Annotated in this window: 22 protein-coding genes; 10 read left to right on the plus strand and 12 right to left on the minus strand. The window is 74.1% G+C overall.

Going from position 1 to position 26066, the window contains the following annotated elements:
• Positions 1-26: 26 nt before the first annotated feature.
• The 3 genes from ACGFI7_RS25190 to ACGFI7_RS25200 all read right to left on the minus strand — a co-directional run bounded on the left by ACGFI7_RS25190 (position 27) and on the right by ACGFI7_RS25200 (position 2130).
• Complete coding sequence (locus tag ACGFI7_RS25190; protein ID WP_393408813.1) at positions 27-371, minus strand: ArsR/SmtB family transcription factor; 345 nt, start codon at positions 369-371, stop codon at positions 27-29.
• A 110-nt stretch (positions 372-481) separates the two neighbouring features.
• Positions 482-1720 carry an RNA polymerase sigma factor gene (locus tag ACGFI7_RS25195; protein ID WP_393408816.1) on the minus strand — a complete coding sequence of 413 codons (1239 nt, stop codon included), beginning with the start codon at positions 1718-1720 and terminating at the stop codon, positions 482-484.
• A complete protein-coding gene (locus tag ACGFI7_RS25200; protein WP_393409558.1) occupies positions 1717-2130 on the minus strand; it encodes a YciI family protein in 414 nt (137 codons plus the stop codon). Before ACGFI7_RS25200 ends, ACGFI7_RS25195 begins: the two co-directional genes overlap by 4 nt.
• Before the next feature lie 188 nt (positions 2131-2318).
• Between ACGFI7_RS25200 and ACGFI7_RS25205 the strand changes: the two genes are divergently transcribed.
• A complete protein-coding gene (locus tag ACGFI7_RS25205; protein ID WP_393408819.1) occupies positions 2319-3110 on the plus strand; it encodes an SDR family NAD(P)-dependent oxidoreductase in 792 nt (263 codons plus the stop codon).
• 88 nt (positions 3111-3198) lie between these two features.
• The gene (locus ACGFI7_RS25210; RefSeq protein WP_393408822.1) at positions 3199-4155 is read left to right on the plus strand and encodes a sigma-70 family RNA polymerase sigma factor; all 957 of its coding nucleotides are present in this window, start codon (positions 3199-3201) and stop codon (positions 4153-4155) included.
• 21 nt (positions 4156-4176) lie between these two features.
• Here the strand turns inward: ACGFI7_RS25210 and ACGFI7_RS25215 are convergent, their stop codons facing one another.
• The 3 genes from ACGFI7_RS25215 to ACGFI7_RS25225 form a co-directional block, all read right to left on the minus strand.
• On the minus strand, positions 4177-7194 hold the full coding sequence (locus tag ACGFI7_RS25215) for a BTAD domain-containing putative transcriptional regulator (protein ID WP_393408825.1): 3018 nt from the start codon (positions 7192-7194) through the stop codon (positions 4177-4179).
• A 193-nt stretch (positions 7195-7387) separates the two neighbouring features.
• Entirely contained in the window at positions 7388-7870 is a 483-nt protein-coding gene (locus ACGFI7_RS25220) for a hypothetical protein (protein ID WP_393408828.1), read from the minus strand.
• 59 nt (positions 7871-7929) lie between these two features.
• Entirely contained in the window at positions 7930-8925 is a 996-nt protein-coding gene (locus ACGFI7_RS25225; RefSeq protein WP_393408830.1) for an NADPH:quinone oxidoreductase family protein, read from the minus strand.
• Positions 8926-9028: 103 nt separating this feature from the next.
• Between ACGFI7_RS25225 and ACGFI7_RS25230 the strand changes: the two genes are divergently transcribed.
• Complete coding sequence (locus ACGFI7_RS25230; protein WP_393408833.1) at positions 9029-12070, plus strand: BTAD domain-containing putative transcriptional regulator; 3042 nt, start codon at positions 9029-9031, stop codon at positions 12068-12070.
• Positions 12071-12080: 10 nt separating this feature from the next.
• On the opposite strand, the gene ACGFI7_RS25235 is transcribed toward ACGFI7_RS25230, so the two are convergent.
• Positions 12081-12635, minus strand: coding sequence for a YHS domain-containing protein (locus ACGFI7_RS25235; RefSeq protein WP_393408836.1), 555 nt, complete (start codon positions 12633-12635; stop codon positions 12081-12083).
• A gap of 243 nt (positions 12636-12878) precedes the next feature.
• Here ACGFI7_RS25235 and ACGFI7_RS25240 point away from each other — a divergent pair, with 243 nt between their 5' ends.
• From ACGFI7_RS25240 to ACGFI7_RS25255, 4 genes are read left to right on the plus strand one after another with little or no spacing between them, the layout of a single operon-like run.
• Positions 12879-14054: a PP2C family protein-serine/threonine phosphatase gene (locus tag ACGFI7_RS25240; RefSeq protein ID WP_393408839.1), complete on the plus strand. Its 1176-nt coding sequence runs from the start codon at positions 12879-12881 to the stop codon at positions 14052-14054.
• Positions 14051-15673 (plus strand): CHASE3 domain-containing protein, encoded by a 1623-nt coding sequence (locus tag ACGFI7_RS25245; RefSeq protein WP_393408842.1) that lies wholly within the window; start codon positions 14051-14053, stop codon positions 15671-15673. Before ACGFI7_RS25240 ends, ACGFI7_RS25245 begins: the two co-directional genes overlap by 4 nt.
• Complete coding sequence (locus ACGFI7_RS25250; RefSeq protein WP_393408845.1) at positions 15670-16116, plus strand: response regulator; 447 nt, start codon at positions 15670-15672, stop codon at positions 16114-16116. The genes ACGFI7_RS25245 and ACGFI7_RS25250 overlap by 4 nt, the downstream gene beginning before the upstream one ends.
• Before the next feature lie 26 nt (positions 16117-16142).
• Positions 16143-17102 carry a helix-turn-helix transcriptional regulator gene (locus tag ACGFI7_RS25255; protein WP_393408848.1) on the plus strand — a complete coding sequence of 320 codons (960 nt, stop codon included), beginning with the start codon at positions 16143-16145 and terminating at the stop codon, positions 17100-17102.
• Here ACGFI7_RS25255 and ACGFI7_RS25260 read toward each other — a convergent pair.
• The gene (locus tag ACGFI7_RS25260; protein ID WP_393408851.1) at positions 17092-18282 is read right to left on the minus strand and encodes an RNA polymerase sigma factor; all 1191 of its coding nucleotides are present in this window, start codon (positions 18280-18282) and stop codon (positions 17092-17094) included. The genes ACGFI7_RS25255 and ACGFI7_RS25260 overlap by 11 nt on opposite strands.
• A complete protein-coding gene (locus tag ACGFI7_RS25265; RefSeq protein ID WP_393408854.1) occupies positions 18282-18620 on the minus strand; it encodes a YciI family protein in 339 nt (112 codons plus the stop codon). Before ACGFI7_RS25265 ends, ACGFI7_RS25260 begins: the two co-directional genes overlap by 1 nt.
• A gap of 128 nt (positions 18621-18748) precedes the next feature.
• On the opposite strand from ACGFI7_RS25265, the gene ACGFI7_RS25270 reads away from it, so the two are divergent.
• A complete protein-coding gene (locus ACGFI7_RS25270) occupies positions 18749-19657 on the plus strand; it encodes a DMT family transporter (protein WP_393408857.1) in 909 nt (302 codons plus the stop codon).
• Here ACGFI7_RS25270 and ACGFI7_RS25275 read toward each other — a convergent pair.
• Complete coding sequence (locus ACGFI7_RS25275) at positions 19648-20073, minus strand: nucleoside deaminase (RefSeq protein WP_393408860.1); 426 nt, start codon at positions 20071-20073, stop codon at positions 19648-19650. The two genes, ACGFI7_RS25270 and ACGFI7_RS25275, sit on opposite strands and share 10 nt — an antisense overlap.
• The gene (locus tag ACGFI7_RS25280) at positions 20070-20885 is read right to left on the minus strand and encodes an LLM class flavin-dependent oxidoreductase (protein WP_393408863.1); all 816 of its coding nucleotides are present in this window, start codon (positions 20883-20885) and stop codon (positions 20070-20072) included. Before ACGFI7_RS25280 ends, ACGFI7_RS25275 begins: the two co-directional genes overlap by 4 nt.
• A 73-nt stretch (positions 20886-20958) precedes the next feature.
• Here ACGFI7_RS25280 and ACGFI7_RS25285 point away from each other — a divergent pair, with 73 nt between their 5' ends.
• Together ACGFI7_RS25285 and ACGFI7_RS25290 are read left to right on the plus strand one after the other, a co-directional pair.
• Positions 20959-23646: an AAA family ATPase gene (locus tag ACGFI7_RS25285; protein ID WP_393408866.1), complete on the plus strand. Its 2688-nt coding sequence runs from the start codon at positions 20959-20961 to the stop codon at positions 23644-23646.
• Entirely contained in the window at positions 23643-24932 is a 1290-nt protein-coding gene (locus ACGFI7_RS25290; RefSeq protein ID WP_393408869.1) for an MFS transporter, read from the plus strand. The genes ACGFI7_RS25285 and ACGFI7_RS25290 overlap by 4 nt, the downstream gene beginning before the upstream one ends.
• On the opposite strand, the gene ACGFI7_RS25295 is transcribed toward ACGFI7_RS25290, so the two are convergent.
• Entirely contained in the window at positions 24866-26047 is a 1182-nt protein-coding gene (locus tag ACGFI7_RS25295) for an NAD(P)/FAD-dependent oxidoreductase (protein WP_393408872.1), read from the minus strand. The two genes, ACGFI7_RS25290 and ACGFI7_RS25295, sit on opposite strands and share 67 nt — an antisense overlap.
• Between the last annotated feature and the right edge of the window lie 19 nt (positions 26048-26066).

Raw genomic sequence — 26066 nt, forward strand, 5'->3', positions numbered from 1 at the left:
GGCCCAGGCCGGGGAGAGCACGCGGGTCACCGGGCCTCGGTCTCCGCCCGCAACAGCTCGCTGAGCAGCTCGTGCTGCCCGGTCAGCATCTGGGTCAGCAGCTTGCGCGCGGCGCGCATCAGCTCCGCCACGTCGCCGCCGGACAGCGCGTAGACGACGGTGGAGCCGTCGCGCTGGGCGGTCACCATGCCGGAGCGGCGCAGCACGGCCAGGTGCTGCGACAGCCCGGTCGGCTCGACCTCGATGGCGGCCAGCAGGTCACGCACCGGCATGGGCCTCTCCTGCAGCAGCTCCAGCACCCGGATCCGCACCGGATGCCCGAGGAGCCGGAACAGTTCGGCCTTGGCCTCGTACAGCGGAACCGAGTTCATGCGGCGGCCCGCACCCCGGCGACGGCTGGGAAAAGCACCCTCACACCCCCATGTTCACTTGACGGAAATGCTATCTCACTAATTGCGCAGATTCGCAATTGGTGCAGAGCTCACTCCGCCAGCCGGGCCGCGCGGCCGTTCAGGTAGCGCTGCTGAGGCAGGCTGCCGGCGCGGTGGGCCGCCTCCTCGTACGCCGCCCGCGCCGCGTCCCGGTCACCCGCCATCTCCAGCAGATGGGCGCGGACGGCGTGCATGCGATGGTCGCCGGCGATCCGCTCGTCACCGGCGAGCTCGCCGAGCAGGTCCAGCCCCTCGCCCGGGCCTCGCGCCATGGCGACCGCGACGGCGTGGTTGAGCCGGACGACCGGGGTGTCGGAGATCCGCAGCAGCACCTCGTACAGGGCCACGATCTGCGGCCAGTCGGTCTCCGCCGCGCTGGGCGCCTCGTCGTGCACGGCCGCGATCGCCGCCTGGAGCTGGTACGGGCCGGTCGGGCCGCGCGGCAGCGCCTCGGAGACGAGCGCGACGCCCTCGGCGACCAGCGCGGCGTCCCACCGGCCGCGGTCCTGCTCGGCCATCGGGATCAGCGCCCCGTCGGGTGAGGTACGGGCCGGGCGGCGGGCGTCGGTGAGCAGCATGAGGGCCAGCAGCCCGGTGACCTCCGGATCGTCCGGCACCAGCCGGCGCACGACGCGGGCCAGCCGGATCGCCTCCGACGACAGCTCGTCCCGCTGCAGCCGGGGCCCGGACGTGCTCGCGTACCCCTCGTTGAAGATCAGGTAGAGCACGTGCAGCACCGCGCGCAGCCGCGCGGCCCGCTCCGCCGGCGGCGGCAGCCCGAACGGGACGCCGCTCTCCTTGATCCGCTGCTTGGCCCGGGTGATGCGCCTGGCCACGGCCGACTCCGGCACCAGGAACGCGCGGGCGATCTCGGCCGTGCCCAGGCCGCCCACCGCGCGCAGGGTCAGCGCGATCTGCGCGTCCGGCCGCAACGACGGATGGCAGCACATGAACAGCAGCACCAGCGTGTCGTCCGCGCTCTGCGGCGGCCGGTCGGCCGGCGGCGCCAGCCACTCCTCGGGCAGCCGCCGCCCTTCCACGGCGTCCTCGCGGCGCCGGCGCGCCTGCTCGGCGCGGAGCAGGTCGGTGAGCCTGCGCGCGGCCACCGTGATGAGCCAGCCGCGCGGGTTGTCCGGCACCCCCTCCCGCGGCCACTGCACGGCCGCGGCCAGCAGCGCCTCCTGGACGGCGTCCTCGGCCGTGTCGAAGTGGCCGTACCGGCGCACCAGCGCGCCGAGGACCTGCGGCGCCAGCTCGCGCAGCAGGTCCTCGCCACCGGGTTCGGTCACTCGATCTCGTCCGCGCCGCCGTGGATGGGCCGCACGTCCACGTACCACTCGGAGTCGAGCGTGGCGTGCTCGGGGTGCGGCGTGTCGGCCAGCCGGGCGGCCAGCTCCGTCGCGCGGTCGAAGCTGTCGCACTCCACGATCGTGTAGCCGGCCAGGACCTCCTGCGTCTCGGCGTACGGGCCGTCGGTGACGACCGGGACCCCGTTCTCCAGCCGCACCCGACGGGTGTGCACCGGCGCGTCGAGCCCCTGGGCGTCGACGAACTCACCGGACTCGACCAGGGCGTTGTTCCACTTCTCCATGAACGCGTGCATCGCTCCGGCCTCCTCCGGGGTCCACGCCGCCCGGCCCTCGACGGGCTTGCCCGTCAGCACGTCGTAGTCCCGCTGCGAGCCGTACAGCATGATCATGTACTTCACGGCTGTCTCCTTCTCTCGATGCCTTCACCGGAGACGTCGGAGCCGTCCGGCCGGCCCGGACACGTTCGCGCGGAAATCCTTCCCCGGACTTTCCGGGGGCGCCAGGCCGCGGCGATGACTTCGGCGGCCGGATCTCCTCTGTATAGGCAGGAGCCCAGTACACCCGGAAAGGAAAGATCATGTTGCTGGAGGACAAGACCGTCGTCGTCTACGGCGCGGGCGGCGCGATCGGCGGCGCGGTGGCCCGCGCCTTCGCCCACGAGGGCGCCCGGGTGTTCCTGACCGCGCGAAGTCCCGACGTCGTCGGCGCCGTCGCGAAGGAGATCACCGCCGCGGGCGGAACGGCCGACGCCGCCGTGGTGGACGCCGGTGACGAGCGATCCGTGACCGAGCACCTGGACGCGGTCGTCGCCCACGCCGGAGGCGTCGACGTGTCGTTCAACGCGATCGGGATCTCGCCTGTGGGACTACAGGGGATCCCGCTCGCCGAACTCCCGGCCGAGAGCTTCCTGCGCCCGATCACCGGGTACGCCCAGGCTCATTTCATCACTGCCAGAGCCGCCGGACGGCACATGATCGCCCAGGGGTCGGGGGTGATCATGATGCACACCCCCGAACCGGCCCGTTCGCCGCTGCCGCTGGTGGGCGGCATGAGCGTCGCCTGGGCGGCGATGGAGGGCCTCAACCGCGCGCTGTCCGCCGAATGGGCCCGGCACGGGGTGCGCGCGATCTGCCTGCGCACCACGGGCATGCTGGAGACACCGGTCATCGACGTCGTGTACGGGCTGCACGCCGACGCGCTGGGGATCACCAAGGAGCAGTTCGTCGCGCTGGCGAGCGACATGAGCCACCGTAAGCGCCCGACCGCGCTGGCCGAACTCACGGCGGCGGCGGTGTTCCTCGCCTCCGACCGGGCATCCGCGATGACCGGCACGGTCGCCAACCTGACCGGCGGCATCATCGTCGACTGACCGAGCCGCCCCGGCCGCCGCCCCGGCGGCCGGGGCATCCCGACGAAGGAGCGACAGCCATGGACGAACGGCGGGAAATCGGCGGACCATGCACACCATGACCGAGGCCGGCGACCAGGATTTCGGCAGGCTGAGCGAACCGTTCCGGCGGGAGCTGCTCGCCTACTGCTACCGCATGCTCGGCTCGGTCGACGAGGCCGAAGAGGTGGTGCAGGACGTCTACCTCGACGCCTGGCGTGCCTACGACGCGTTCGAGGGGCGATCGTCGCTGCGGACCTGGCTGTACCGGATCGCGACCCGGGCCTGCTTCAAGGCGCTGGAGAAGGGCAGACGCAGGCCTCTGCCCGCGGATCTCGGCGGCCCCGAGCCGGACCCGGACGCGGCGCTCGGCGCACCGGCCCGGGAGGTGCCGTGGCTCCAGCCGATGCCCGATTTCCTGTTCACCGCCGTGCCGGCCGATCCGGCGGCGGTCGTGGTGGAACGGCAGACCATGCGGCTCGCGCTGGTGGGAGCGCTGCAGCGGCTGCCGGCGCGGCAGCGTGCCGTGCTGATCCTGCGCGACGTGCTGCAATGGCGCACCGCCGAGGTGGCGCGCCTGCTGGAGATGACGACGGCGGCCGTCAACAGCGTGCTCCAGCGCGCCCGGGCCCAGGTTCCGCTCAGCCAGGACGACCTGATCGAACCCGCCGAGCCACGGCAGCGTGCCCTGCTCGACCGCTACGTCACCGCCTTCGCGACCGCGGACGTCGAACAACTCGTCGCGGTGCTGACCGAGGACGCCCGCTGGGAGATGCCGCCGATCGCGACCTGGTTCGAAGGCCGCCGCACCGTCCTGGCCTTCCTGGCCGGGCAGCTGCGGATGATCGGACCGGCCACGCTGGTCCCCGCCTCCGCCAACGGGCAGCCCGCCTTCGCGGTGTACGCCCGAGACCGCGACGGCCGACACCACCCCCACGCCCTGCACGTGCTGACGCTCACGACCGAAGGCGCCAGCCGGATCGTCGCGTTCCACGACCCAGGGCTGTTTCCGCTGTTCGGGCTCTGACACAGCCGGCGCATGCCCGGATCAGGGGACGTCACGCCTGGGACGATCGCCGCCGGGCCGCGCCAGCTCGGCCGCCTCGGGCGCGCCCACCTCGGTGAACAGCGCCAGGGCGCGCCGCCTGGCGGCGTCGGCTGCGGGCCCGTCGCCGAGCGCCTCGTGGGCGTCGGCGAGCGCCCGGTACGCCCGCCCGCTCCACAGCGGGATGCCGATCGCGTCGAAGATTCTCGCGGCCTCGGTGAGGTGGTCGACCGCCTGGCGTGGCTGCCCGTTGCCGTGGTGCAGGACACCGAGGGCGGTCCGGATGCGGCCCTCGGTCAGCGGCTCGCCGAGCGGCCGGTTCAGCGCCAGGGCCTGCCTGAAGAGGCCCGCCGCCGCGCCGTGCGCCCCGGTGTGCAGGCGGACCAGGCCGAGTCCGTACCGGGCCTCGGCCTCCTCGCGCGGGTCGACGAGATCCTCCGCGATCGCGAGCATCTCCTTGAACGCCGACTCGGCCGGCTCCACCTCTCCGGCGGCCAGGTGGAGCTGCCCCAGCCAGTACAGGACCTCGGCGTGCACCCGCCGGTCGCCGTCCCGGCCGGCCAGCAGCGCCCGCTCCAGGTGCGGCCCGGCCTGCTCCAGGCGGCCTATCTCCACCAGGAGCTGCCCGAGCGACCGCAGCAGCAGGACCTCCGCGCCGAGGTCGCCGGAGGCGCGGTGCACCTCGAGCGCCTCCTCGTGCAGCGCGACCGCGTGGTCGTACCGGCCCAGCATGCCGTCCACGTGCGCCGCCACGCCGATCGCGTACACCAGGCCCTGCCGCTCGCCGATCTCGCGGAAGAGCCGGATCGACTCCTCCAGCGCCTCGGCGGCGGCGACGTAGTCGTGCCGGTAGGTGCCCAGCAGCCCGAGCCCCATGAGCATGGTCGCGGTGCCGCGCGCGTTGCCCGCCCGGCGGGTGCACACCAGCGCCGCCCTGAGCGTCTCCTCCAGGTCGTCGTTGTGCCCGCGGGTGAGGAAGAGCGTGTAGCCGCTGGCGACCAGGTCCCAGCACAGGTCGTCGAGCCCGGCGGCGGCGGCCTGGTGCACCGCCGTCATCAGGTTGAGCCGCTCCAGGTCGTACCAGGCGAGCGGATCCGCAGGCAGCTCCGGCAGGCCCCTGGTCCAGCGGGGCGCGGGGCTGTGCAGGGTGGCGTAGTCGCCGCCGGACACCGCGATGTGCGCGCGTTCCGTGAGCGCCAGCCAGCCGCCGAGCGCCCGGGCGACGGCCGGCCGCGGGTCCTCGCCGCCCGACCCCCTGGCGAACAGCCGGACCAGGTCGTGCAGCCGGTAGCGGGCGCGGCCGGTCCCGGACGGCTGCAGGAGCTGGGCCTCCACGAGCTCGTCGAGCAGGGGGCCGACCTCCTCGGCCGTGGTGTCGAGCAGCGCGGCGCACACCCAGAGCGCGAACTCCGGCGCGTACAGATGGCCCAGCAGGTGGAACAGCCGCTGCGACGCCGCGCCGAGCCGGCCGTGGCTGAACGACAGGCCGGCCCGCACCTCAAGATCGCCGTAGGTGAGCTCGTCCAGCCGGCGGCGCTCGTCGGCCAGCCGCCTCACCAGCTCCGCCACCGGCCAGTCGGGACGGGTCGCCAGCCTGGCCCCGGCGATCCGCAGCGCGAGCGGCAGATGGCCGCAGAGCCGGGCGAGCTCGTGCGCGGCGTCCGCCTCCGCTCCGACGCGGCCGGCCCCGACGATGCGGGCGAGCAGGTCGACCGCCTGCCCGCTTTCCAGGACGCCCAGCTCGACCAGGACCATGCCGGGCAGCCCGGCCAGCCTGGACCGGCTGGTGATGAGCACCGCGCAGCCCGGGGCGCCGGGCAGGAGCGGCCGGAGCTGGGCCTCGTCCACCGCGTTGTCGAGCACCACCAGCATCCGCAGGCCGGCCACCGCCGAGCGGTACTGCTCCGCCCGTTCCGCCAGCCCGGGCGGGATCTCCTGCCCGTGCGCGCCGAGCGCGCGCAGGAACCTGGCCAGCACCTCGGCGGGTTCCGCTGGGCGGTCCTGGCCGCCGCCGCCCAGGTCGACGTGGAGCTGCCCGTCGGGGAACGCCTCCGAGACGCGGTGGGCGACGTGCGTCGCCAGGGCGGTCTTGCCGACGCCCGCCTGGCCCGCGACGGCCGCGACCACGACGGCGGTGGCGGTGCCGGCCGTCCGCAGCAAGGTCTCCAGCCGGTCGGTCAGGTCGGCCCGTCCCGTGAAGTCGATGATGTCCGGCAGCAACTGGCGCGGCCGCGCCCGCTCCGGCGGCGCCGCCGGAGGCGGCGGGTCGAGCGCGCCCGTGAGGATCGCCTGCTCCAGGTCCCGCAGCTCGGGCCCCGGTTCGAGGCCCAGCTCCGTCACGAAGGCGGCGCGTGCCCTGTGGTACTCCTCCAGCGCCTCGGCGGTGCGCCCGGCCCGGTGCAGCGCCGTCATCAGCAGGGCGCGCGGGCGCTCCCGCAGCGGGTGCTCCTCGACGAGCGCCGTCAGGTCGCCGAGGATCTCGTGGTGACGGCCGAGCCGCAGTTCGAGGCCCAGGCACTCCTCCAGCACCGCGGTCCGCTCCTCGGCCAGCCGCCGCGCGCCCGCCACGGCGACCGCGTTGTCCAGCTCGACGAGCGGCCGGCCCCGCCACAGCGCCAGGGCGGCACGCAACCGGGCCGCCGCCGCGTCGGCGCGCCCGGCCCTGTCGAGGCCGCGGGCCGCCTCGACGTGCCGGGCGAAGGACAGGAGGTCGAGCTCGCCGGGCAGGACGCGCAGCAGGTAACCGCCGCGCCGGGTCTCCAGGGGCGTGTCCGGCACGCCGCCGGCGACGAGGGTCCGGCGCAGGCGGCCGACGCTGTTCTGCACCTGCCTGCGGGCTGACGGAGGCGGGCGGCCCGGCCACAGCGCGTCGATCATGAAATCGACCTCGACCAGCCTGTTGGCTCTCAGCAACAGCACGGCGAGCAGCTCGCGCTGGCTGCGCCCGGCCACGGTCACCGGGCGGCCGTGCGCGGTCACCTCCAGCGGGCCGAGCACGCCGAACCAGGCAACGCCGTCCACGCCGTCCTCCGAACCGCGGCGGCACCGAGGAAATCGATCACGGCGAGTGTAACGTGCTCCGCCCCGCGCACCTCCGGCTGATTGACAGATTCGTGGCGATATTTGACAAGCGCGGAAAACGAGCCCGCGCCGGGCGGCGGAAAGGCCGCCGGCGGCGCGGGAGTTCCCTTTCTCCGATTCTCCTGACGGTCGATCAGTTGGGCCGGCAGTGCCGGTCCGTGCGGTTGCGCCAGGTCCAGTTCGGGTCGGTCCTGCCGCGGATGGAGATGGTGAGGCAGGCGCCCCGGTTGCGGTCGATGGCCACGAGCGCCTCGCGGAAGTCCCGCCACTGGCCGCCGCCGGTCGCCTCGTTGCACTTGGCCCTGATGGCCTGGTTGCGGATCTCGCGGCAGGAGGGCCGCAGGATGTCGCCCAGCGTCTTCCTGGCGGCGGATTCGACGGAGCGGCCCCGGCTCCGCAGATTCTTGTAGTGCGCGAGAATGATCGAGGAGACTCCGAGATTACGGCCGCTGCCGGTCCGGTAGAGCGTGATGTCGTAGGACCGCGAATCACCGTAACGCAGGGTCCACTCACCGACGCGCTTACCGCCGACCAGCACGTAGGACTCGTCCCATTTACAGGCTGACGCGACCATCACCACGACCATGAGCAGGGGGATGACGAGTAATCGCTTCACGGGCGCCTCCTCGGGATTGGGGGGTTGACCCCAGTGTCCACAGGCGCGTCATAAGCGAGTCATACAATGCCACCGGCTCCCGCGGCCAGGTCGAGGATCGTCATCCCGTGCTTGTCGCGGCCGGCGACCACCCGCATCGCCCGCGCCGCGTCCGCCAGCGGGTAGCGGCCGCTGATCGGCGGCTTGACCCGGCCGTCGACGAACATCGCCTCCAGCGCGTCCCGGTTCGCCGCGGCCTCCTCACGGTGGTGCCGCTCGAAGTCGCCGATCTCATAGCCGGTGATGGTCGAGCCCTTGAGCAGCACCAGGTTGAGCGGCACCCGGGGGATCGACCCGGCGGCGAAGCCGACGACGACGAACCTGCCGCCGTAGCCGGTGGCGCGCAGGGCGGGCTCGGAGAAGTCACCGCCGACCAGGTCGAGCACGACGTCCGCGCTGCCGCCGCACACGTCCTTGAGCGTCTGCTTCAGATCGGGCCGGGTGTACTCGACCAGCTCGTCGGCGCCCAGCCCGCGGCAGAACTCCAGCTTCCCGGCCGTGGAGGCGCAGGCGATCACCCGGGCGCCGAGCGCCTTGCCGACCGTGATCGCGGCGCTGCCCACCGCCCCGGAGGCGCCCAGGATCACCAGGTCCTCGCCGGCCCGCAGCCGCGCGGTGGAGACGAGCGCGTCGTAGGCGGTGCGGTAGGTGGTGCCCGTCAGGCAGGCCAGGTCGGGCGCCAGGCCGTCGGGGGTGGGCCGCAGCTGCCCTTCCCCTGCCAGGGCCAGTTCGGCGAACGCGCCCGGCACCATGCCGTGCACCCGGTCACCGGGGCGGAACCGGGTGCACCCCGGCCCCGCCTCCCGGACCACGCCCGCGGCGTTGAAGCCGGGCGTGTACGGGACGGGCAGGGTGATCTGGTAGCCGCCTCTGGCGATCAGGGTGTCGACGAACTCGACGGACGCCGCCCGCACCTCGACCACCACCTGGCCGGGCCCGGGTTCGGGGTCAGGGATCTCCTCCACGCGCAGACCGGTCGTCAGATCGCTGGTGTCATGGCAACGCAGAGCGAGCACGGTCGTCTCCTTACCTGCAGGTCGAGGTGGCCAAGCTAGCACCGGCGGATCCTGGGCCCGGCCGTCACGGCGGGAAGCCCGCGCCGACGTTACGTTGGTGGGCATGCGCGTGCACATGCTCGGGCCGATCGAGGTCGTCGCGGACGGGGAGCGGGTGCCCGTCGGCGGGGCACGGCTGCGCGTGCTGCTGGCCCGGCTCGCGCTCGACGCCGGCCGCACGGTGACGGCGGGGGCGCTGGCGGAGGCGCTGTGGCCCGACGGGACGCCGGCCGACCCGGCCAACGCGCTGCACTCGCTGGTGTCCCGGCTGCGGCGCACCCTGCCCGCCGGGCGGCTGGCGTCGGCGGACGGCGGGTACCGGCTCGACGTCGAACCGGACGCGGTGGACGCGCGCCGGTTCGAGCGGCTGGTGTCGGAAGGGCGGCGGGCCCTGACCGGCGACCGGCCGGAGACGGCGGTGCGGCTGCTGGAGGAGGGGCTCCGGCTGTGGCGCGGCGACCTGCCCGGCGAGGTGCCCGAGCCGGTGCGGCGGCGGCTGGAGGAACTGCGGCTGGCGGCCCGCGAGGATCACGCCCAGGCCGCGCTGGCTGGCGGGCGCGCCGAAGAGCTGGTGGCCGAGCTGGAGACGCTCGTGGCGGCGCATCCGCTGCGGGAGCGGCTGCGCGCGCTGCTGATCAGGGCCCTGGACGCGGCGGGCAGGCGGGCGGAGGCGCTGGCCGCGTACGAGGACGTGCGCAGGCTGCTGGCCGAGGAGCTCGGCGCCGACCCGGGTCCCGAGCTGCGGGACATCCACCTGGAACTGCTGCGCGACGAGCCGCGGCCACGCGCCGGCGACCTGCCGGCCGCGCTCACGCCCCTGGTGGGCCGCGCGGACGACCTGGCGGCGGCGGCCGGGGCGCTGCGGGCGAGCCGGCTGGTGACGCTGACCGGGCCGGGCGGCGTGGGCAAGACCCGCCTGGCCATCGAGGTCGCCCGGGCGGTCCCCGCGGCCTGGCTGGTGGAGCTGTCCCCGCTGGCCGACGGCACCCCGGGCGAGCAGGGGGTCGTGGTCGCCGTCGCGCGGGCGGCCGGCGTGCGCGAGACGGCGTTCGGCGGCGGGCGGCTGCTCGACCGGGTGGCCGAGGCGCTGCCGGACGGGCTGCTGGTGCTCGACGGGTGCGAGCGCGTGGTGGCCGAGGCCGCCCATGCTGTGGCGTACCTGCTGGGCCGCGCGCGCGGGCTGCGCGTGCTCACCACCGGCAGGGAGCCGCTGGGTCTGCCGGGGGAGACGGTGCTGCAGGTGCCGCCGCTGGCGCCGGAGGCGGCGGCGCGGCTGTTCGCCGAGCGCGCGGCGGCGGCCAGGCCGGGGTTCACGGTGCGCGACCCGTCGCTGGTGGACGAGGTGTGCCGCAGGCTCGACGGCCTGCCGCTGGCGATCGAGCTGGCGGCGGCCCGGCTGCGCTCCTTCCCGCTGGAGGAGCTGGTGGCCCGGCTGGACGACCGGTTCACGCTGCTGTCCGGGGTCAGCCGGGCGGCCGAGCCGCGCCATCGCACGCTGCGCGCGGTGGTCGCCTGGACGTGGGACCTGCTGGAGGAGGACGAACGGCGGCTGGCCCGCAGGCTGGCGGCCTTCCCCGGCGGCATCACGGTGGAGAGCGCCGAGGCCGTCGCCGCGGCCAGGCCCGACCTGCTGGCGGCTCTGGCCAACCGGTCGCTGCTGCGGTTCGACGGCGAGCGCTACCGGATGCTGGAGACGATCAGGGAGTACGGGCTGCGCGAGCTGGTCTCGTCCGGCGAGCTGACACGGGTGCGCGCCGCGCACGCCGCGCACTTCACGGGGCTGGCCGCGCGCGCCGAGCCGGAGCTGCGCGAGGCCGGGCAACTGCGGTGGATCCCCCGGCTCGCCGCCGAGCGCGACAACCTGCTCGCCGCGCTCCGCTTCGCGCACGAGACCGGCGACGCCGCCACGGCCCTGCGGCTCTGCGTGGCGCTGGGCGTGTTCTGGCTGGTACGAGGCGACCGGGCGGCCATGGAGACCTGGACCGGCCTGGCCCTGGACACCCCCGGCCCCGCGCCCGCCGGCACCCGGGCCGTCACCGCCGCCCTGCACCTGCTGGCGGCCACCACGTGGGCGGGCCGTGAGCTGGACCCCCGCGACGCGGCCCCCGTCCGCGACGCGCTGCCCTCGTCCCCGGGGCATCCGCTCGCCGTCCTGGCCGAGCCGGCCCTGGCCGCCGCGTGCGGGGACGTGGAGGCGGCGATGGCCGCTGTCGAGGCGCGGCTGTGCCACCCCGACGCCTGGACCAGGGCGACGCTCCGGCTGGTCAGAGCCGTACTCCTGGGCAACGCGGGCGACACCGCCGGCATGGGCCACGACCTGGAGGTGGCCATCGCCGGGTATCGCGCCGCCGGGGAGCGGGCGGGGCTGGCGTGGGCGCTGACCTCCCTGGCGGACGTGCGGACGAACGCCGGCGCGTACGGGGATGCGGTGGCGGCGCTGGAGGAGGCGGTGCGGCTGCTGCGCGAGCTGGACCCGTCCGACGAGGCCGCGTCGCGGCGGGCGTGGCTGGCCGAGGCCCGCGCCCGCGCGGGCGACACGGCGACCGCCCGCGCGGAGCTGGAGGCGCTGGCCGCCACCGCCCTGCCGGACCCGCTGCCGGTGTACGTCCGGGTCACGCTCGGCGACCTGGCCCGCCGCGAGGGCGACCTGGACGGCGCGGCGGCCCACCAGGCGGAGGCCGAGACGTATCTCGTGACACGGCCCCCCGAGCACCCGGACGGCGAGACGGATCCGCTGCCCGCCGTCACGCTGGCGTGCGCGCGGGCCCGGCTCGCCGCCGACCGAGGCGACCCGGGCGAGGCCGGCAGGCGGTTCGCCCTGGCACTCGACGCCGCCGACGGCGAGCCGTCGCTGACCGCCATCACCGCCGCGCATCTGGCGCACGTCCTGGCGCTCCGCGACCGCCCGGACGACGCCGCCGAGCTGCTGGGCGTCGCCCACACCCTGATCGGCGCGCTCGACGCCCTCGACCACGACCTCGCACGCCTGGCCCCCGGCCTGCGCGCCGCCCTGGGCGTCCCTCGCTACGACGCCGCCTACGCCAGGGGCCGCGCCACGACCCCGGACCAGGCCCTCGCGCTGATCCGAGACCGGGCGCGGCTCTAGGCGCCGCGCGCTACGCCTGCTGGGCGAAATGGCGTCGGCAGTGGGGGCAGCAGAACCCGTACGTGGTCCCGTCCCGCTCCAGCGTGACCGCGTTCTCCCGCAGGACCGTGGCACCGCACACCGGGTCGACGAAGGCGCCCGGCGGCGGCTCGCCGGGGACGCCGTGCTTGGCGTCGCCGATCATGGTGAGCACGTCCGAGGCCCGCCGGACCCGGCCCTCGACCCCGTATCCGCCCTGCGGCACCGAGAAGACGTGCACGATCGCCTCGCCGCCCGGCACCGCCGCGGTCACCGAGGAGACCAGGTGCTCGCTCATCTCCTTGGCCCACGCGGTCGCGTACACGTTGACCACGCACCGCGCCGGGCCGGACGTCGCCCAGATCGCGGGCTCGTGCACCACCACGTGCCCCAGCGAGTCGAGCAGCGCCAGCACGCCGGGGTCCGCCGTCTCGCCGTCGCCCTCCGCCGCGGCGAAGAGCCGGCCGGGCGTGAGCCGGTCCGCCAGCCGCCGCAGCTCCTCCTGACCGAACGCGCCGGGGCGCGCGTACACCTCGATGAACAGCATGTCCGTCCTTCCCGAATGGCGGTGTTCCCGATCGAGGCTGCGCGCGTCCGCTGTCACGCCGCGCACAGCCGCCTGTCAGCGGCGACGGGGCGAAAGGGGACCAAGAGCCCGTATGCTGAGTCCAGATCGTTACCGGATGGGCCCGAGGTTCGCGTGTGCAGTGAGGCGATGCGGGCACTGTCCGTCGACCGGGAAAGGGACGACAGCCACTCGACGCTGTCTGGAAAGGGTGGCGGTGCCGGAATGATCGCTGGAGATCACCCCGTGGTGCCGCTGGTGCTCCTGGTCGAGGACGACCCCCAGGACGCGTTCATCGTCCAGGAGCTGCTCGACGACAGCGGCCTGGTGGTGCGGCTGGAATGGGCGCGGTCCATCGACGAGGCGCGGCAGGTGCTGGCGCGGCAGCGGGCCCAATGCGTGCTGCTCGACCTCGGCCTGCCCGACGCGCGCGACCTGTCGGCGCTGGCGGCGATGCGGGAGGCGAGCGGCGACGCCGCGATCGTGGTGCTGACGGGGCTGTCGGAGGAGCAGGCGGGGCTCGCGGCGGTCACCGCGGGCGCCCAGGACTATCTCGTGAAAGGACGCGTCGAGGGAGAGTGGCTCGGCCGCACGCTCCGCTACGCGATGCAGCGCAAGCAGGCCGAGCAGGCGGCGGTGGCGCTGCACGCCGAGCGGATCCGCGCCGAGGAGAACGCCCGCCTGGAGCGCGGCCTGCTGCCGACCCCGCTGCTACAGGAGATGCCGATCGAGGTGGCCACCCGCTATCGCGCCAGCCGCGTGTCCGGCACGCTCGGCGGCGACTTCTTCGACGTGGTCGAGGGCGACGACAAGGTCGTGCACGCGGTGATCGGCGACGTGTGCGGCCACGGTCCCGACGAGGCCGCGCTCGGCGTCTGCCTTCGCATCGCCTGGCGCACGCTCGTGCTCAGCGGCGTGACCGGCACGGCCCTGCTGCGCCAGATGGAGCGCATCCTGCGCGCCGAGCGCGGCGGCGACGAGATCTTCGTCACCATGTCGACGCTCGCGATGGACCCCGACATGCGCACGGTGCGGGTGTGGCGGGCGGGCCACCCCGGCCTGCTCGTGCACTCCGGCCAGGACGTCACCTGGGCCGAGCCCGGCCGGGGCCCGGCGCTCGGGCTGCCGCTGGAGTCGGAGTGGGAGCAGAGCGTGCTCGACCTGCCGGAGGGCGGCGGTCTGACGTTGTTCACCGACGGGTTGTTCGAGCGCCGCCTGCCCGGTGACGGCATGCGGCTGCTGGGCGAGGAGGGCCTGCTCGACGTCGCCCGCCGGCACGCCGGGCTGAGCGGCGAGGCGTTCGTCGACGCGCTCATCGCCGGCACCGATGACGTCACCGCCCCCGACGCGTCCGCCGACGACGTCGCCGTGGTCCACCTGCGTTGGAGGGAAGAGCAGTGATCGACCGTACCGTGCCGAACACCGGTTGGCGGCGGCTGACGGTCCATCAGTGGTTCCTGCTCATGCTGGCCTCGATCACGGTCGTGGTCATGGTCTTCGGCGTGATCGGCGCCGTGATGCTGGAGCGCACCACCCACCTGGCCGACGACCTGGTCGACCGCATCTCGCCGGCCAGGATCGAGGCCGCCGAGTTGCAGGGCACGCTGCTGGACCAGGAGACGGGCGTGCGCGGGTTCCTGCTGACCGGCAACAGGCAGCTGCTCGAACCGTACGAGAGCGGCGTCGCCGACGAGCGGCGCCAGTACGAACGCGTCGAGGAGCTCATCCGCGACCAGCCGGAGCTCGTCGCCCAGCTGCGGGAGATCCGCGACACGGCGGCGCGGTGGCGGCGCGACTACGCCGAGCCGCTCATGGCCGAGCGGCAGGCCGACGAGCCGATCACCACCGCGCAGATGGAGACCGGCAAGCCGGAGTTCGACCGCATCCGCGCGCTGCTCGGCACCTTGAACGACAGCCTGGCCAAGGCCCGCCAGCAGGCGCGCGACCAGCTCGTGGAGGTGCAGCGGCTGCGCGACTGGATGCTCATCGCGATGATCGCGATGTTCCTGGTGGCGGGCGTGGCGATGGCCGTGCTGCTGCGCCGCGCCGTGGTCCGCCCGCTGGACGAGCTGCGGACGGCCTCGCGGGAGGTCGCGGGCGGCAACTTCGAGCATCCGATCCCGGCCCGCGGCCCGTCCGACATCCGCGAGGTCGCGATGGACGTCGACGGGATGCGCCGCAGGATCCTCGCGGCCCTGGAGACCTCCCGCGAGCACGAGGCCACGCTGAGCTCGCAGGCGGCCGATCTGGACGCGCAGGCGGTCGAGCTGCGCCGCTCCAACGCCGAGCTGGAGCAGTTCGCGTACGTCGCGTCGCACGACCTGCAGGAGCCGCTGCGCAAGATCGCCACGTTCTGCCAGCTGCTGGAGAAGCGCTACCGGGAGGTGCTCGACGACCGCGGCAAGCAGTACATCCACTTCGCCGTCGACGGCGCCACCCGCATGCAGGGGCTGATCAACGACCTGCTGAGCTACTCGCGGGTGGGCCGGCTGTACGACGCGCGCCGGCCCGCGAACCTGGCGATCAAGCTCGACAAGGCGCTGGAGAACCTGGCCGCCGGGATCGAGGAGTCGGGCGCGACGGTCGAGCGGCCGGACGACCTGCCGGAGATCACCGGCGACCCGATGCTGCTGACCATGCTCTGGCAGAACCTCATCGGCAACGCCGTGAAGTTCCGCCACCCGGAGCGCCCGCTGGTCATCCGGATCGAGTGCGAGCAGACGGAGGAGAGCGAGTGGCGCTTCTGCGTCACCGACAACGGCATCGGCGTGAACCCCGAGTTCGCCGACAAGATCTTCGTCATCTTCCAGCGGCTCCACAGCCGCGAGGCCTACGGCGGCACCGGCATCGGCCTGGCGATGTGCAAGAAGATCGTGGAGAACCACGGCGGCCGCATCTGGCTGGACACCTCCCACGAGGGCGAAGGCACCCGGATCTGCTTTACGCTTCGTTCTGACACGCTTTCGTCGGAGGCCCGCTACGCGGCCGCCACAGCCAGTGCAGAAGGATCCCGCGTATGAGCTCCATCGGAAAGCCCATCGAAGTGCTCCTCGTCGAGGACGACCCCGGCGACGAGCTCATCACGCGGGAGGCGTTCGAGGACAACAAGATCGGCAACAACCTCCACGTCGTGCGCGACGGCCTGGAGGCGCTCGACTTCCTCTACCAGCGGGGCGAGTTCGCCGGCAAGCCTCGGCCCGACCTGATCCTGCTCGACCTCAACCTGCCGAAGTACGACGGCCGCCAGGTCCTGGAGAAGATCAAGAGCGACTCCGAGCTGCGGGCCATCCCGGTCGTGGTGCTCACCACGTCCTCCGCCGAGGAAGACATCCTGCGCAGCTACAAGCTGTTCGCGAACGCCTACGTGACCAAGCCGGTCGACCTCAACCAGTTCATGGCCGTGATCCGGCAGATCGACGAGTTCTTCGTCACGGTCGTGCGGCTGCCCGGGCGGAGCCACTAGCCCCGGCCCGGTGTCATCATCGGGAGATGCTGGAGACCTCGGTACGCCTGCTGCGGCTGCTGTCACTGCTGCAGGCACGTCCCGGATGGTCCGGCGCCGAGCTGGCCGAGCGCCTCGGCGTGACCACCAGGACCGTGCGCAACGACGTCGAGCGGCTGCGCATCATGGGCTACGAGATCTCCTCGACCACCGGCACCGCGGGCGGCTACCGGCTGGGCGCGGGGGCCGCGCTGCCGCCGCTGCTGCTCGATGACGAGGAGGCCGTCGCGGTGGTGGTCAGCCTGCAGGCGGCCGCGGGCGGCACCGTCACCGGCATCGAGGAGACCTCGCTGCGCGCGCTGGCCAAGCTGCGCCAACTGCTGCCGTCGCGGCTGAGCTCCCGCATCGAGGCGATGCGGGAGGCGACGGTCTCGGTGCCCGGCCGCGGCCCCACCGTGGACGCGGCCACGCTGACCACCATCGCCGCCGCCATCCGCGCCAGGGAGACGCTCCGCTTCGACTACCGCGGCCACGACGGCGCCGTCAGCACCCGGGCGGCCGAGCCGCACCGGCTCGTGCACACCGGCCGCCGCTGGTACCTACTGGCCTGGGACACCGCGCGGGACGACTGGCGGACCTTCCGCGCCGACCGCGTCATCCCGCGCGTGCCCAACGGCCCCCGCTTCACCGCCCGGGAGCTGCCCGACGAGGACGCGGCGACCCGCGTGGTGCGCGGCGCGGGCGCCACCGCCTGGCGTCACCAGGCCACCGTCCGCCTGCACGCCCCCGTCGAGGTCCTGGCGGAGAAGCTCACGGCGGCCGCCGGGCTGCTCACCGCCGACGGCGACGGCGCGCTGCTGGAGACGGGCGGCGACTCGCTGCACGACCTGGCGGGCTTCCTGGGCAGCCTGGGGGTCGGGTTCGAGGTGCTGGACCCGCCCGAGCTCCGCGCCCACCTGCGCGAGCTGGCCGCCCGCTACGCGAGCGCGGCCGGGGTCACGGGCTGAGCGCGGCGCGAGCGTGGCGCAGGAACGCCTGCTCGGCCCCGTTCTCCGTGCGCGCGATCGCCTCCTCGTACGCCCCGGCCGCCTCCTCCGTACGGCCGAGCCGACTGAGCAGGTCGGCCCGTACGGCGTGGAAGAGGTAGTAGCGCTCCAGGCCGAGGGCGTCGACCAGGTCGAGCCCGGCCCGCGGGCCGGACACCTCGGCCACCGCGACGGCGCGGTTGAGCGCCACCACCGGGCTCGGCGCGACGGCCATCAGCAGGTCGTACAGCGCCACCACCTGCGGCCAGTCGGTCGGCGGCTCGCTGTGCACGGCGTTGATCGCCGCCTGGATCTGGTACGGCCCGGGACGGTCGCGCCGAAGACAGCGGCGCACCAGCTCCCGGCCCTCGGCGATCAGCTCGTCGTTCCACAGCCGCGGGTCCTGGTCGCCGAGCCGGACCAGCCGGCCGTCCGGGCCGGTGCGGGCCGGGCGGCGCGCCTCCACCAGCAGCATGAGCGCCAGCAGCCCGAGCGCCTCCGGCTCGTCCGGCATCAGCTCCACCAGCAGCCGGCCCAGCCGGATGGCCTCCGCGCACAGGTCCTCGCGCACCAGCCGCTCGCCCGAGCCGGCCGCGTATCCCTCGTTGAAGATCAGGTAGATCACGGCCAGCACCGGCTGCAGCCGGTCGGGCAGGTCGGCCTCGCGCGGCACCCGGTACGGGATGCGCGCGTCACGGATCTTGCCCTTGGCGCGCACCAGCCGCTGCGCCATCGTCTTCTCCGGCACCAGGAAGGCGCGGGCGATCTCGGCGGTGCCGAGCCCGCCGAGCAGCCTGAGGGTCAGCGCCACCTGGGCGGACCTGGACAGTGCCGGGTGGCAGCAGGTGAAGATCAGGCGTAGCCGGTCGTCGCGCACGGGTCCCTCCTCGATGGGTTCGTCACGGGCGTGCAGCAGCGCCGCCTGGGCCTGCTTGCCGGCCCGGGCCGACTCGCGGCGCAGCCGGTCGACGGCGCGGTTGCGCGCGGTGGTGATGATCCAGCCGGCGGGGGAGGGCGGCGGCCCGTCCTCGGGCCACCGCCGCACCGCGACGGCGAACGCGTCCTGGACCGCCTCCTCGGCGATGTCGATGTCGCCGAAGACGCGGGTGAGCACGGCCACGGCGCGGCCGTACTCCTCGGTGAAGACACGCGCGATGTCCATCAGAAGAAGGGGCGCACCTCGATGGGCAGCCCGGTGATCTCGGCGAGCCTGCGGCCCCATGCGAGCGCCGCGTCCAGGTCCGGCGACTGTACGACGGTGAAGCCGCCGAGGTGCTCCTTGCCCTCGGTGTACGGGCCGTCGGTCATGAGGAGCTCGCCGTCCTGGACCCGCAGCACGGTGGCGGTGGTCGGCGGGTGCAGGGCGGCCCCGAACACCCAAGAGCCGGACGCCCTGATCTCCTCGTTGAGCGCGTCCAGCTTCCGCATGATCGGCTCCAGCACCTCGGGCGGCGGCGCCTCGCCGTCGGGCTGGTACAAGCTGAGCAGGTATTGCTTCATCGCCTCATCCTCTCTCTCGTCTGTTAGACGAACGGCGCCCGCCCGGATCGACACCCCGGATTGGCCCAATCCGTTCGGTCCGGATTGGTGCTTCTGCCCGGCCGGGGGCGCCTTCTAGGTTGAGGGCCATGAACAAGCGTGGCTGGGTGTTGTTCGCGCTGATGAGCGTGATCTGGGGAATCCCGTACCTGATGATCAAAGTCGTGGTCGACGGCGGGGTGTCGGTGCCGGTGCTGGTGTTCGCGCGCACCGCGGTGGGCGCCGTGGTGCTGCTGCCGCTGGCGCTGCGCGGCGGGCGGCTGCGCGGGCTGCACCGGTACTGGAAACCGCTGGTGGGGTTCGCCGCGCTGGAGATCGTGGTGCCGTGGTGGCTGCTGTCGGACGCCGAGCTGGTGCTGACCAGCTCGATGACGGGGCTGCTGATCGCGGCGTCGCCGATCATCTCGTTGCTGGTGGCGCGGCTGATCGGCAGCGGCGAGCGGATCGGCGCCGGACGCTGGGCCGGGCTCGCGGTCGGGATCGCCGGGGTCGCCGTGCTGGCGGCTCCCGAGCTGCGCGGCGGCAGCCCCTGGGCGGTCGCCGAGGTGCTGCTGGCGGCGGTCTGTTACGCGATCGCGCCGATCATCGCCGCGCGCGGGCTCGCCGACGTGCCCGCGCTGCCCGTGACCGCCGTGTGCCTGGGGCTGGCCGCGCTCGTCTACACCCCGCCGGCGGTGCTGACCTGGCCGGACGCGATGCCGGACGGGCAGGTGCTGGCCGCGCTGGCAGGGCTGGCGCTGGTCTGCACCGCACTGGGGTTCCTGGTCTTCTTCGCGCTGATCAGGGAGGTGGGCACGTCACGGGCGCTGGTGTTCACGTACGTGAACCCGGCGGTGGCGGTGGCGGCCGGCGTGGCCCTGCTGGGCGAGCCGCTGACCTGGCCGATCGTGGTGTCGTTCGGGCTGATCCTGGTCGGGTCGGTGCTGGCCACCGCCGGCCGGTCCGGCGACGCGCCGCCCAGCGGGAAACCGGCCGCCGTGCCGTCGGCTCAGGTGTAGTAGCCCTCGACGGGGGTGCGGGCCTCCTCGGGCAGCGCCGGGCCTTCCTGCGGCACGGCGGGGAAGCCGCCGCCGGGCTTCATCGCGTCGAGCTGCTCGCCGGACAGGGCGAACACGACGCGGCCGAGTCCGGAGCGGGCGAGGGCGCCGGCGCACATGCCGCACGGCTCGCAGCTGGTGTACATGACGGTGCCGGCCGCGGTGGCGGGGTCGAGCTCGCGGGCGGCCCAGCGGGCCAGCTTGAGCTCGGGGTGCGCGGTGATGTCGCGGTCGGTGAGGCTGGTGTTGCGCTCCTCGGCCAGCACGCTGCCGTCGGGCCCCACCAGGAGCGACCCGAACGGCGGGTTGCCGGCGTCGCGGGCGGAGGCGGCCAGTTCGAGTGCCCGGCGCAGGTGGCGCTCGTCGTCGTGGTTCACCGGTGGTCCTTTCGGTCGGCGACGGCGGCCAGCGCGTGCCAGGCCGTCTCGGGATGCGCGATCTCGGCGAGGTCGCCGTTGTACGGGTCGAGCACGACCGTCTCCGCGCCCAGCTCGCGCAGCTCGGCGAGGTCGCCGAGGATCTGGTCGAGGGTGCCCTCGCCGGCCAGCCGGTCAGGGCCGGTGACGGGGGAGTCGGTCATCCGGAGCACGATGCGCGGCACCAGCTCCGGCACCTTCGCCCCGGCGAGCACCTCGCGCAGCCAGGGGATGCGGAAGCGCAGCGGGTGCCAGGCGTCGCCGAGCCGGGCGGCGCGGCGCACGGCGGCCTCGCTGTTGCCGCCGACCCAGATGGGGATGCGGCCGGGCCCGTAGTCGTGCTCGTCGGCCCAGGCGGCGCGCATCGTCTCGATGTACTCGTCGGTGAGCGCGCCGCGCCGCCGGAACGGCACGTCGAGAGCCTCGAACTCCTGCCGCGCCCAGCCGACGCCCACCCCGAGCACCAGCCGCCCGCCGCTGAGCTGCTGCAGGTTGGCGGCCATCCGCGCCATCAGCAGCGGGTGACGGTACGGCACCACCAGCACGGTCGTGCCGAGCCGGATCCGCCGGGTGATGCCCGCCAGCCAGGCCAGCGTGGTGAACGGCTCGTAGAACGGCGGGGGGTACTGCTCGGCCACGTCGGGGCTGATGACCACGTGGTCGGAGAGCATGAGCAGGTCGTAGCCGAGGCCCTCCACGGTCAGCGCCCACCGTTGGAGGACGGCGGGATCGGTGCCGGGTCCGAAGTTGGGGACGTTCACTCCAAGCCGCATCGGCTCAGCGTAGCTTGATCGCCTGAAGCCGATCGAGTTGACCGGCTGATCACGCCCGACCTACCGTCATTTGGTGCTTTTCGGTCGGGAGAGGGAACAGATCGAGATCGATCGGCTGCTGAGCCGGGTTCGCGGCGGCGGCAGCGGCGCCCTCTATCTCTGGGGCGACCCCGGCATCGGGAAGACGGCCCTGCTCGACTACGCCGCCGACCGCGCCGACCGGATCCGGGTGCTGCGGATCACCGGGGTCGAAGGCGAGGCGGAGCTGGCCTACGCCGCCCTGCACATGCTGCTGCTCCCCGCGCTCGACCGGATCGGGCTGCTCGCCGGGCCCCAGGCCGACGCGCTCAAGGCCGCGCTCGGGCTCGCCTCCGGATCCGGCGCCGACCGTTTCCTCATCGGGCTGGCCACTCTGACCCTGCTGGACGACCTCGCCGGGAGCGCGCCGCTGCTCTGTCTCGTCGACGACGCGCAGTGGCTGGACAGCCCTTCGGCGGAGACCCTGCTGTTCGTCGCGCGCAGGCTGCAGAACGAGGGCATCGGCCTGATCTTCGCCGCCAGGCCGGGGTTCGCCGCGCCGGGCGTGCCCGAACTGCCGCTGGGCGACCTCGACCGCGAGTCGGCGAGCCTGATCCTCGACCGGCACAGTCCGCGGCTGCCCTGGCACCTGCGTGACCGGGTGCTCGCCGACTCCGAGGGCAACCCGCTCGCCCTGCTGGAGCTCCCGGCGCTCATGCGCGGGCAACGGGCCGATCCGGTGCCGACCGTACGGCTGCCGGTCCCGCGCCGGATCCAGGACGCCTACCAGCGGCGGATCGGCGCGCTGTCCGAGCACGCGCGCACGCTGCTCGCGATCGCCGCCGCCGAGGACACGGGGATGCTCGACGTCATCCTGCGGGCGGCCGAGCGGCTCGGCGTGCCGGACGTCCTGGACGAGGTCGAGGCCGGCGAACTCCTCAGGGTGGACGAGCCCGTCGTGGCGTTCCGGCACCCGCTGGTGCGCGCCGCCGCCTACCAGGGCATCGGGCACGCCAGGCGGCGCACCGTGCACCGGGCGCTCGCCGAGGTGCTGTCCGGCGAGCACGACGCGGACCGGCGCGCCTGGCATCTGGCGGCCGCCGCCCTCGGCGCCGACGAGGAGGTCGCCAGGGCGCTGGAGTCGACCGCCGACCGCGCCAGGGAGCGCAGCGGGTTCGCCGCGGCCGCCACCGCGCTCGCCAGGGCCGCCCAGCTGAGCGCGGACGACGCCGAACGCGCCCGCAGGCTGGTCGCCGCGGCGCAGGCCGCCGACATGGCCGGGCGGACGGGCTTGCAGGAGGCCCTGGCCGAGCAGGCCGAACCGGTGCTCACCGACCCGGGGCAGCGGGCGGTGCTGAAGACGGTGCGCGCCCGGACGGCCTTCAACGCCGGTTCCCTGCACGCGGCGGTCGAGCTGCTGCTGGAGGCGGCGGGGCTCATCGGCGGGAGCGACGTGGACGCGGCGGCGGAGACGCTCGTGTTCGCCAACGTGGCCGCTTTCTACTCCGGCGATCTCGGCCTCGCCCGGCGGGTGCACGCCCGGTTCGAGGCGCTGCCCGGCAGCGTGGACCATCCGCAGTTCGAGCTGGTGGACGCGACCACGCACTTTCTCGACGGCTCCCCGGAGCGGGCGCTCCCGGTGCTGCGCTCGAGGGTCGCCCGCCTGCGCGAGAACCCGGACGCGCGGATCGACGACCTCGCCAGTCACGCGATCCTGCTCGGCGACTTCGGCACGGCGCGGGACCTCGCCCTGGCGTTCTCCGAAAGGTGCCGCGTCGACGGCACGATCGGCCTGGCCCCGATGGCCTTCGCGCAGTTGTCGGTGGCCGAGCTCTATCTCGGCCGGTTCAAGGAGAGCGAGACGGCCGCGACCGAGGGCCTGCGGGTGGCCGAGGACACCGGCCAGCCGCACCGGCTGGCCCATCAGCACGGCGTGCTGGCCTGGATCGCCGCCGTCCGGGGCGATGTGCGGCTCTGCCGGGCGCACGCCGAACGCAACCTCGCCCACTTCGCCGTCGAGCAGGTCGCCACCAGCGCCGTGTGGGGGGTGTGGGCCCTGGCCATGCTCGATCTCGGGGCCGGCCGGTGGGAGGAGGTCCTGGACCGGCTCGGCGCCGCCGCCCGCGGTCCGGGCGGCCGTCAGGTCAGCGCCGTCTACTTCGCGCCGGACGAGGTCGAGGCCGCGGCCAGGCTCGGCACGCCGGAGGCGGCGGCGGGGGCGTTCGAGCGTTTCCGCCGCTGGACGGAAGCCGCCGGGCGCGCCTGGGCCGACGCCGTCTTGGCCCGTTGCCGGGCCCTGCTGGCGCTCGACGGCGATCCGGAGGAGGATTTCGCGGCCGCGGTGTCGTGCGACGACCGCCCGTTCGAGCAGGCCCGGTCGGCACTGCTGTACGGCGAGTGGCTGCGCCGATCCCGGCGGAAGTCCGAAGCGCGGGTCCAGCTGCGGCACGCCGTCGAGGCGTTCGGCCGGCTCGGCGCCGGGGTGTGGGCCGAGCGGGCACGCTCGGAGCTGCGCGCCGCGGGTGAGGCCGCGCCCGCCGAGGAAGCCGCGACCGACCTGACGGCGCAGCTCACCGGTCAGGAGCTGCAGGTGGTGCGCCTGGCCGCCACCGGGGCCACGAACAAGGAGATCGCCGCCAAGCTCTTCCTCAGCCCCAAGACCGTCGGCCACCACCTCTACCGCGCCTTCCCCAAGCTCGGCGTCAGCACCCGCACCGAGCTCGCCCGATTGCGGCTCGCGTGACAGGCTCCGGCGTCGGCGCCGCGAAGACCTGGAACGTCATGACGCTGCTCATGGCGTTCATGATGATCAACCTGATGGACAAGGCCGTCATCGGGCTGGTCGCCAAACCGATGAAGGACGACCTGGGCCTGACCGCCACCCAGTACGGCACCGTCGCCGGGACGTTCTACCTGCTGTTCAGCGTGTCGGCGCTGGTGTTCGGGTTCATCGGCGACCGCGTCTCCAGCCGGTGGCTGCTGGCGGGGCTCGCCGTGGTGTGGTCGGCCGCCCAGCTGCCCGTGGCGCTGCCCGCCGCGGGCCTGGGCGTCATCGTCGTGACCCGGCTGCTGCTCGGCGCCGGCGAGGGTCCCGCCTTCCCGCTCGCCATGCACACCGCCTTCACCTGGAGCAAGGCGGAGAACCGCGGGCTGGCCGGCTCGGCGCTGCAGGTGTCCGGAGCGCTGGGGGCGCTCGTGGGCGGCCCGGTGATCGTCGCGGTGACCGAGGCGTACGGCTGGCGGTCGGCGTTCACCGTGCTGGGAGTCGCCGGGCTGGTCTGGGCGGCCATCTGGGTCGTGGCCGGCGGCGACGGGCCGTACCTGGCCCGCGAGGAGAAGGGCGACCGGCCACGGCGGACCTACCGGCGGCTCTTCACCAGCGGCACCTGGTACGGCGCGCTGATCGCGGGGTTCGGCGTCTCCTGGACGCTGTCGGTGCACATCGCCTTCCTCCCGCTGTATCTGGAGGACGTCGCCGGGTTCGCCCGGTCGTCGATCGGCCTGTTGACCGCCCTGCCCTCGCTGACCGGCGCGCTGCTCATCCTTCTGGGCGGTGTCCTGTCGCGTCAGCTGATCGGCCGGTCGCGCCGCCTCGCGCTGGGGATCCTCGGCGGCTGCTTCTCCCTGGCCGCCGGGGTCTGCCTCGTCCTGCTGCCGCATGCCTCGCCGGGCTGGCCGGTGGTGGTGCTGGCCTGCCTGGCCTTCGGCGCGGGCCCCGCGCAGACCCCGCTGACCGTGGCCGCGATCTCCGCGATCGTGCCGGACCGGCAGCGCTCGGCGGCGCTCGGCACGTGGTACGCCCTGGTCTCGATCGCCGCCGTCGCCGGGCCCGTCGCCACCGGCCTCGTCGTGGACGCGGCGCCGACCCAGACCGCCGGCTACGGCCCGGCCTTCGGGCTCGCCGGCGGTCTGCTCGTGCTCGGCGGGCTCGCCGCGATCGCGCTCATCCGGCCGGACCGGCCTCACAGCTCCATGAAGGGCTCGCGGGTGGCGCGGCCGCCCCGCGAGAGGGTGACCGGGGCCGGGTAGCGATGCGTCTTCAGGTAGGTCTTGGGCGGGCTGCCGCTGACCCACTCCTTGTACATCACGGCCGCCTTGCCCTTCAGGTGGAAGCGGCCCGGGGTGTCGTCGTGGCGGGTGAACTGGATGACCGCGTCGTCGCGGCCGAGGCTGAGCGGCTGGTGGAAGTACCCGAACCGGAACGGCTTGACCGGGCGGCCGCGCAGTTCCCTGGCGATGGACTCGGCGGCGTGCGCGGCGGACGGCATCCCGCTCTGGCAGGTGCCGTGGACCGCCCCCCACGCCTGACGGATCGCGGCGGCGTCGCCGACCGCGTAGATCTCCGGGTGGGTCAGCGACCGCAGCGCCGGGTCGACCAGGACCAGGCCCTTGGCGTCGACCCCGATGCCGGACTCGGCGGCGAGCGCGTGGGCCTTGACCCCGGCCGTCCACAGGCTCACGTCCGCGGGGATCACGCCGCCGTCGGCCAGCTCGACGCCGTCCGGCAACACCTTGGTGATCCGCGCGCCGGCGTGCACGGTCACGCCTAACCGGTCGAACGCGGCGTACAGGTGGGCGCGCGCCTTCTCGCCCATCATCCAGCCGGGCTCCTCCGCGCTGATGAGGGACACCCGGAGCTCCGGGTGGTTCTCGGCGATCTCGGTGGCGGCCTCGATCCCGGTCAGCCCGCCGCCGCAGACGGCGACGGTGCCGCCGATCTCCGCCAGCGACGCCAGGCGCAGCGCCATGCGGCGGGCCAGCCGGGGGTCGTTCAGCGTGTAGGCGTGGTCGTCGGCGCCGGGGACGACACCGGTGTCGGTGTAGCTGCCGAGCGCGTACACGAGCCTGTCGTACGGCAGTGTGCGCGGCCCCTCACCGGCGTTGACCGTGACCGCGCGCCGCTCGGTGTCGACGGCGGTGGCCCAGCCCCGCACGAAGGCGACGCGCTCGCCGAGCAACTCGGGAATGCGGAAATCGGCCAGCTCGTGGCCCGCCGCGACCTGGTGCATCCGCAGCCGTTCGATGAACCGTTCCGACGGGTTGACCAAAGTGATCGACACATCCAGCTTGCGGGTGCGCAGCGCCAGCCGCACGGCGCACATCAGCCCGGTGTAACCGCCGCCGAGGACAACGATGTTCTTCATGGTTTCTCCTGGATTCCGG

Source organism: Nonomuraea sp. NPDC048826 (assembly GCF_043198225.1).
Lineage (GTDB): Bacteria > Actinomycetota > Actinomycetes > Streptosporangiales > Streptosporangiaceae > Nonomuraea.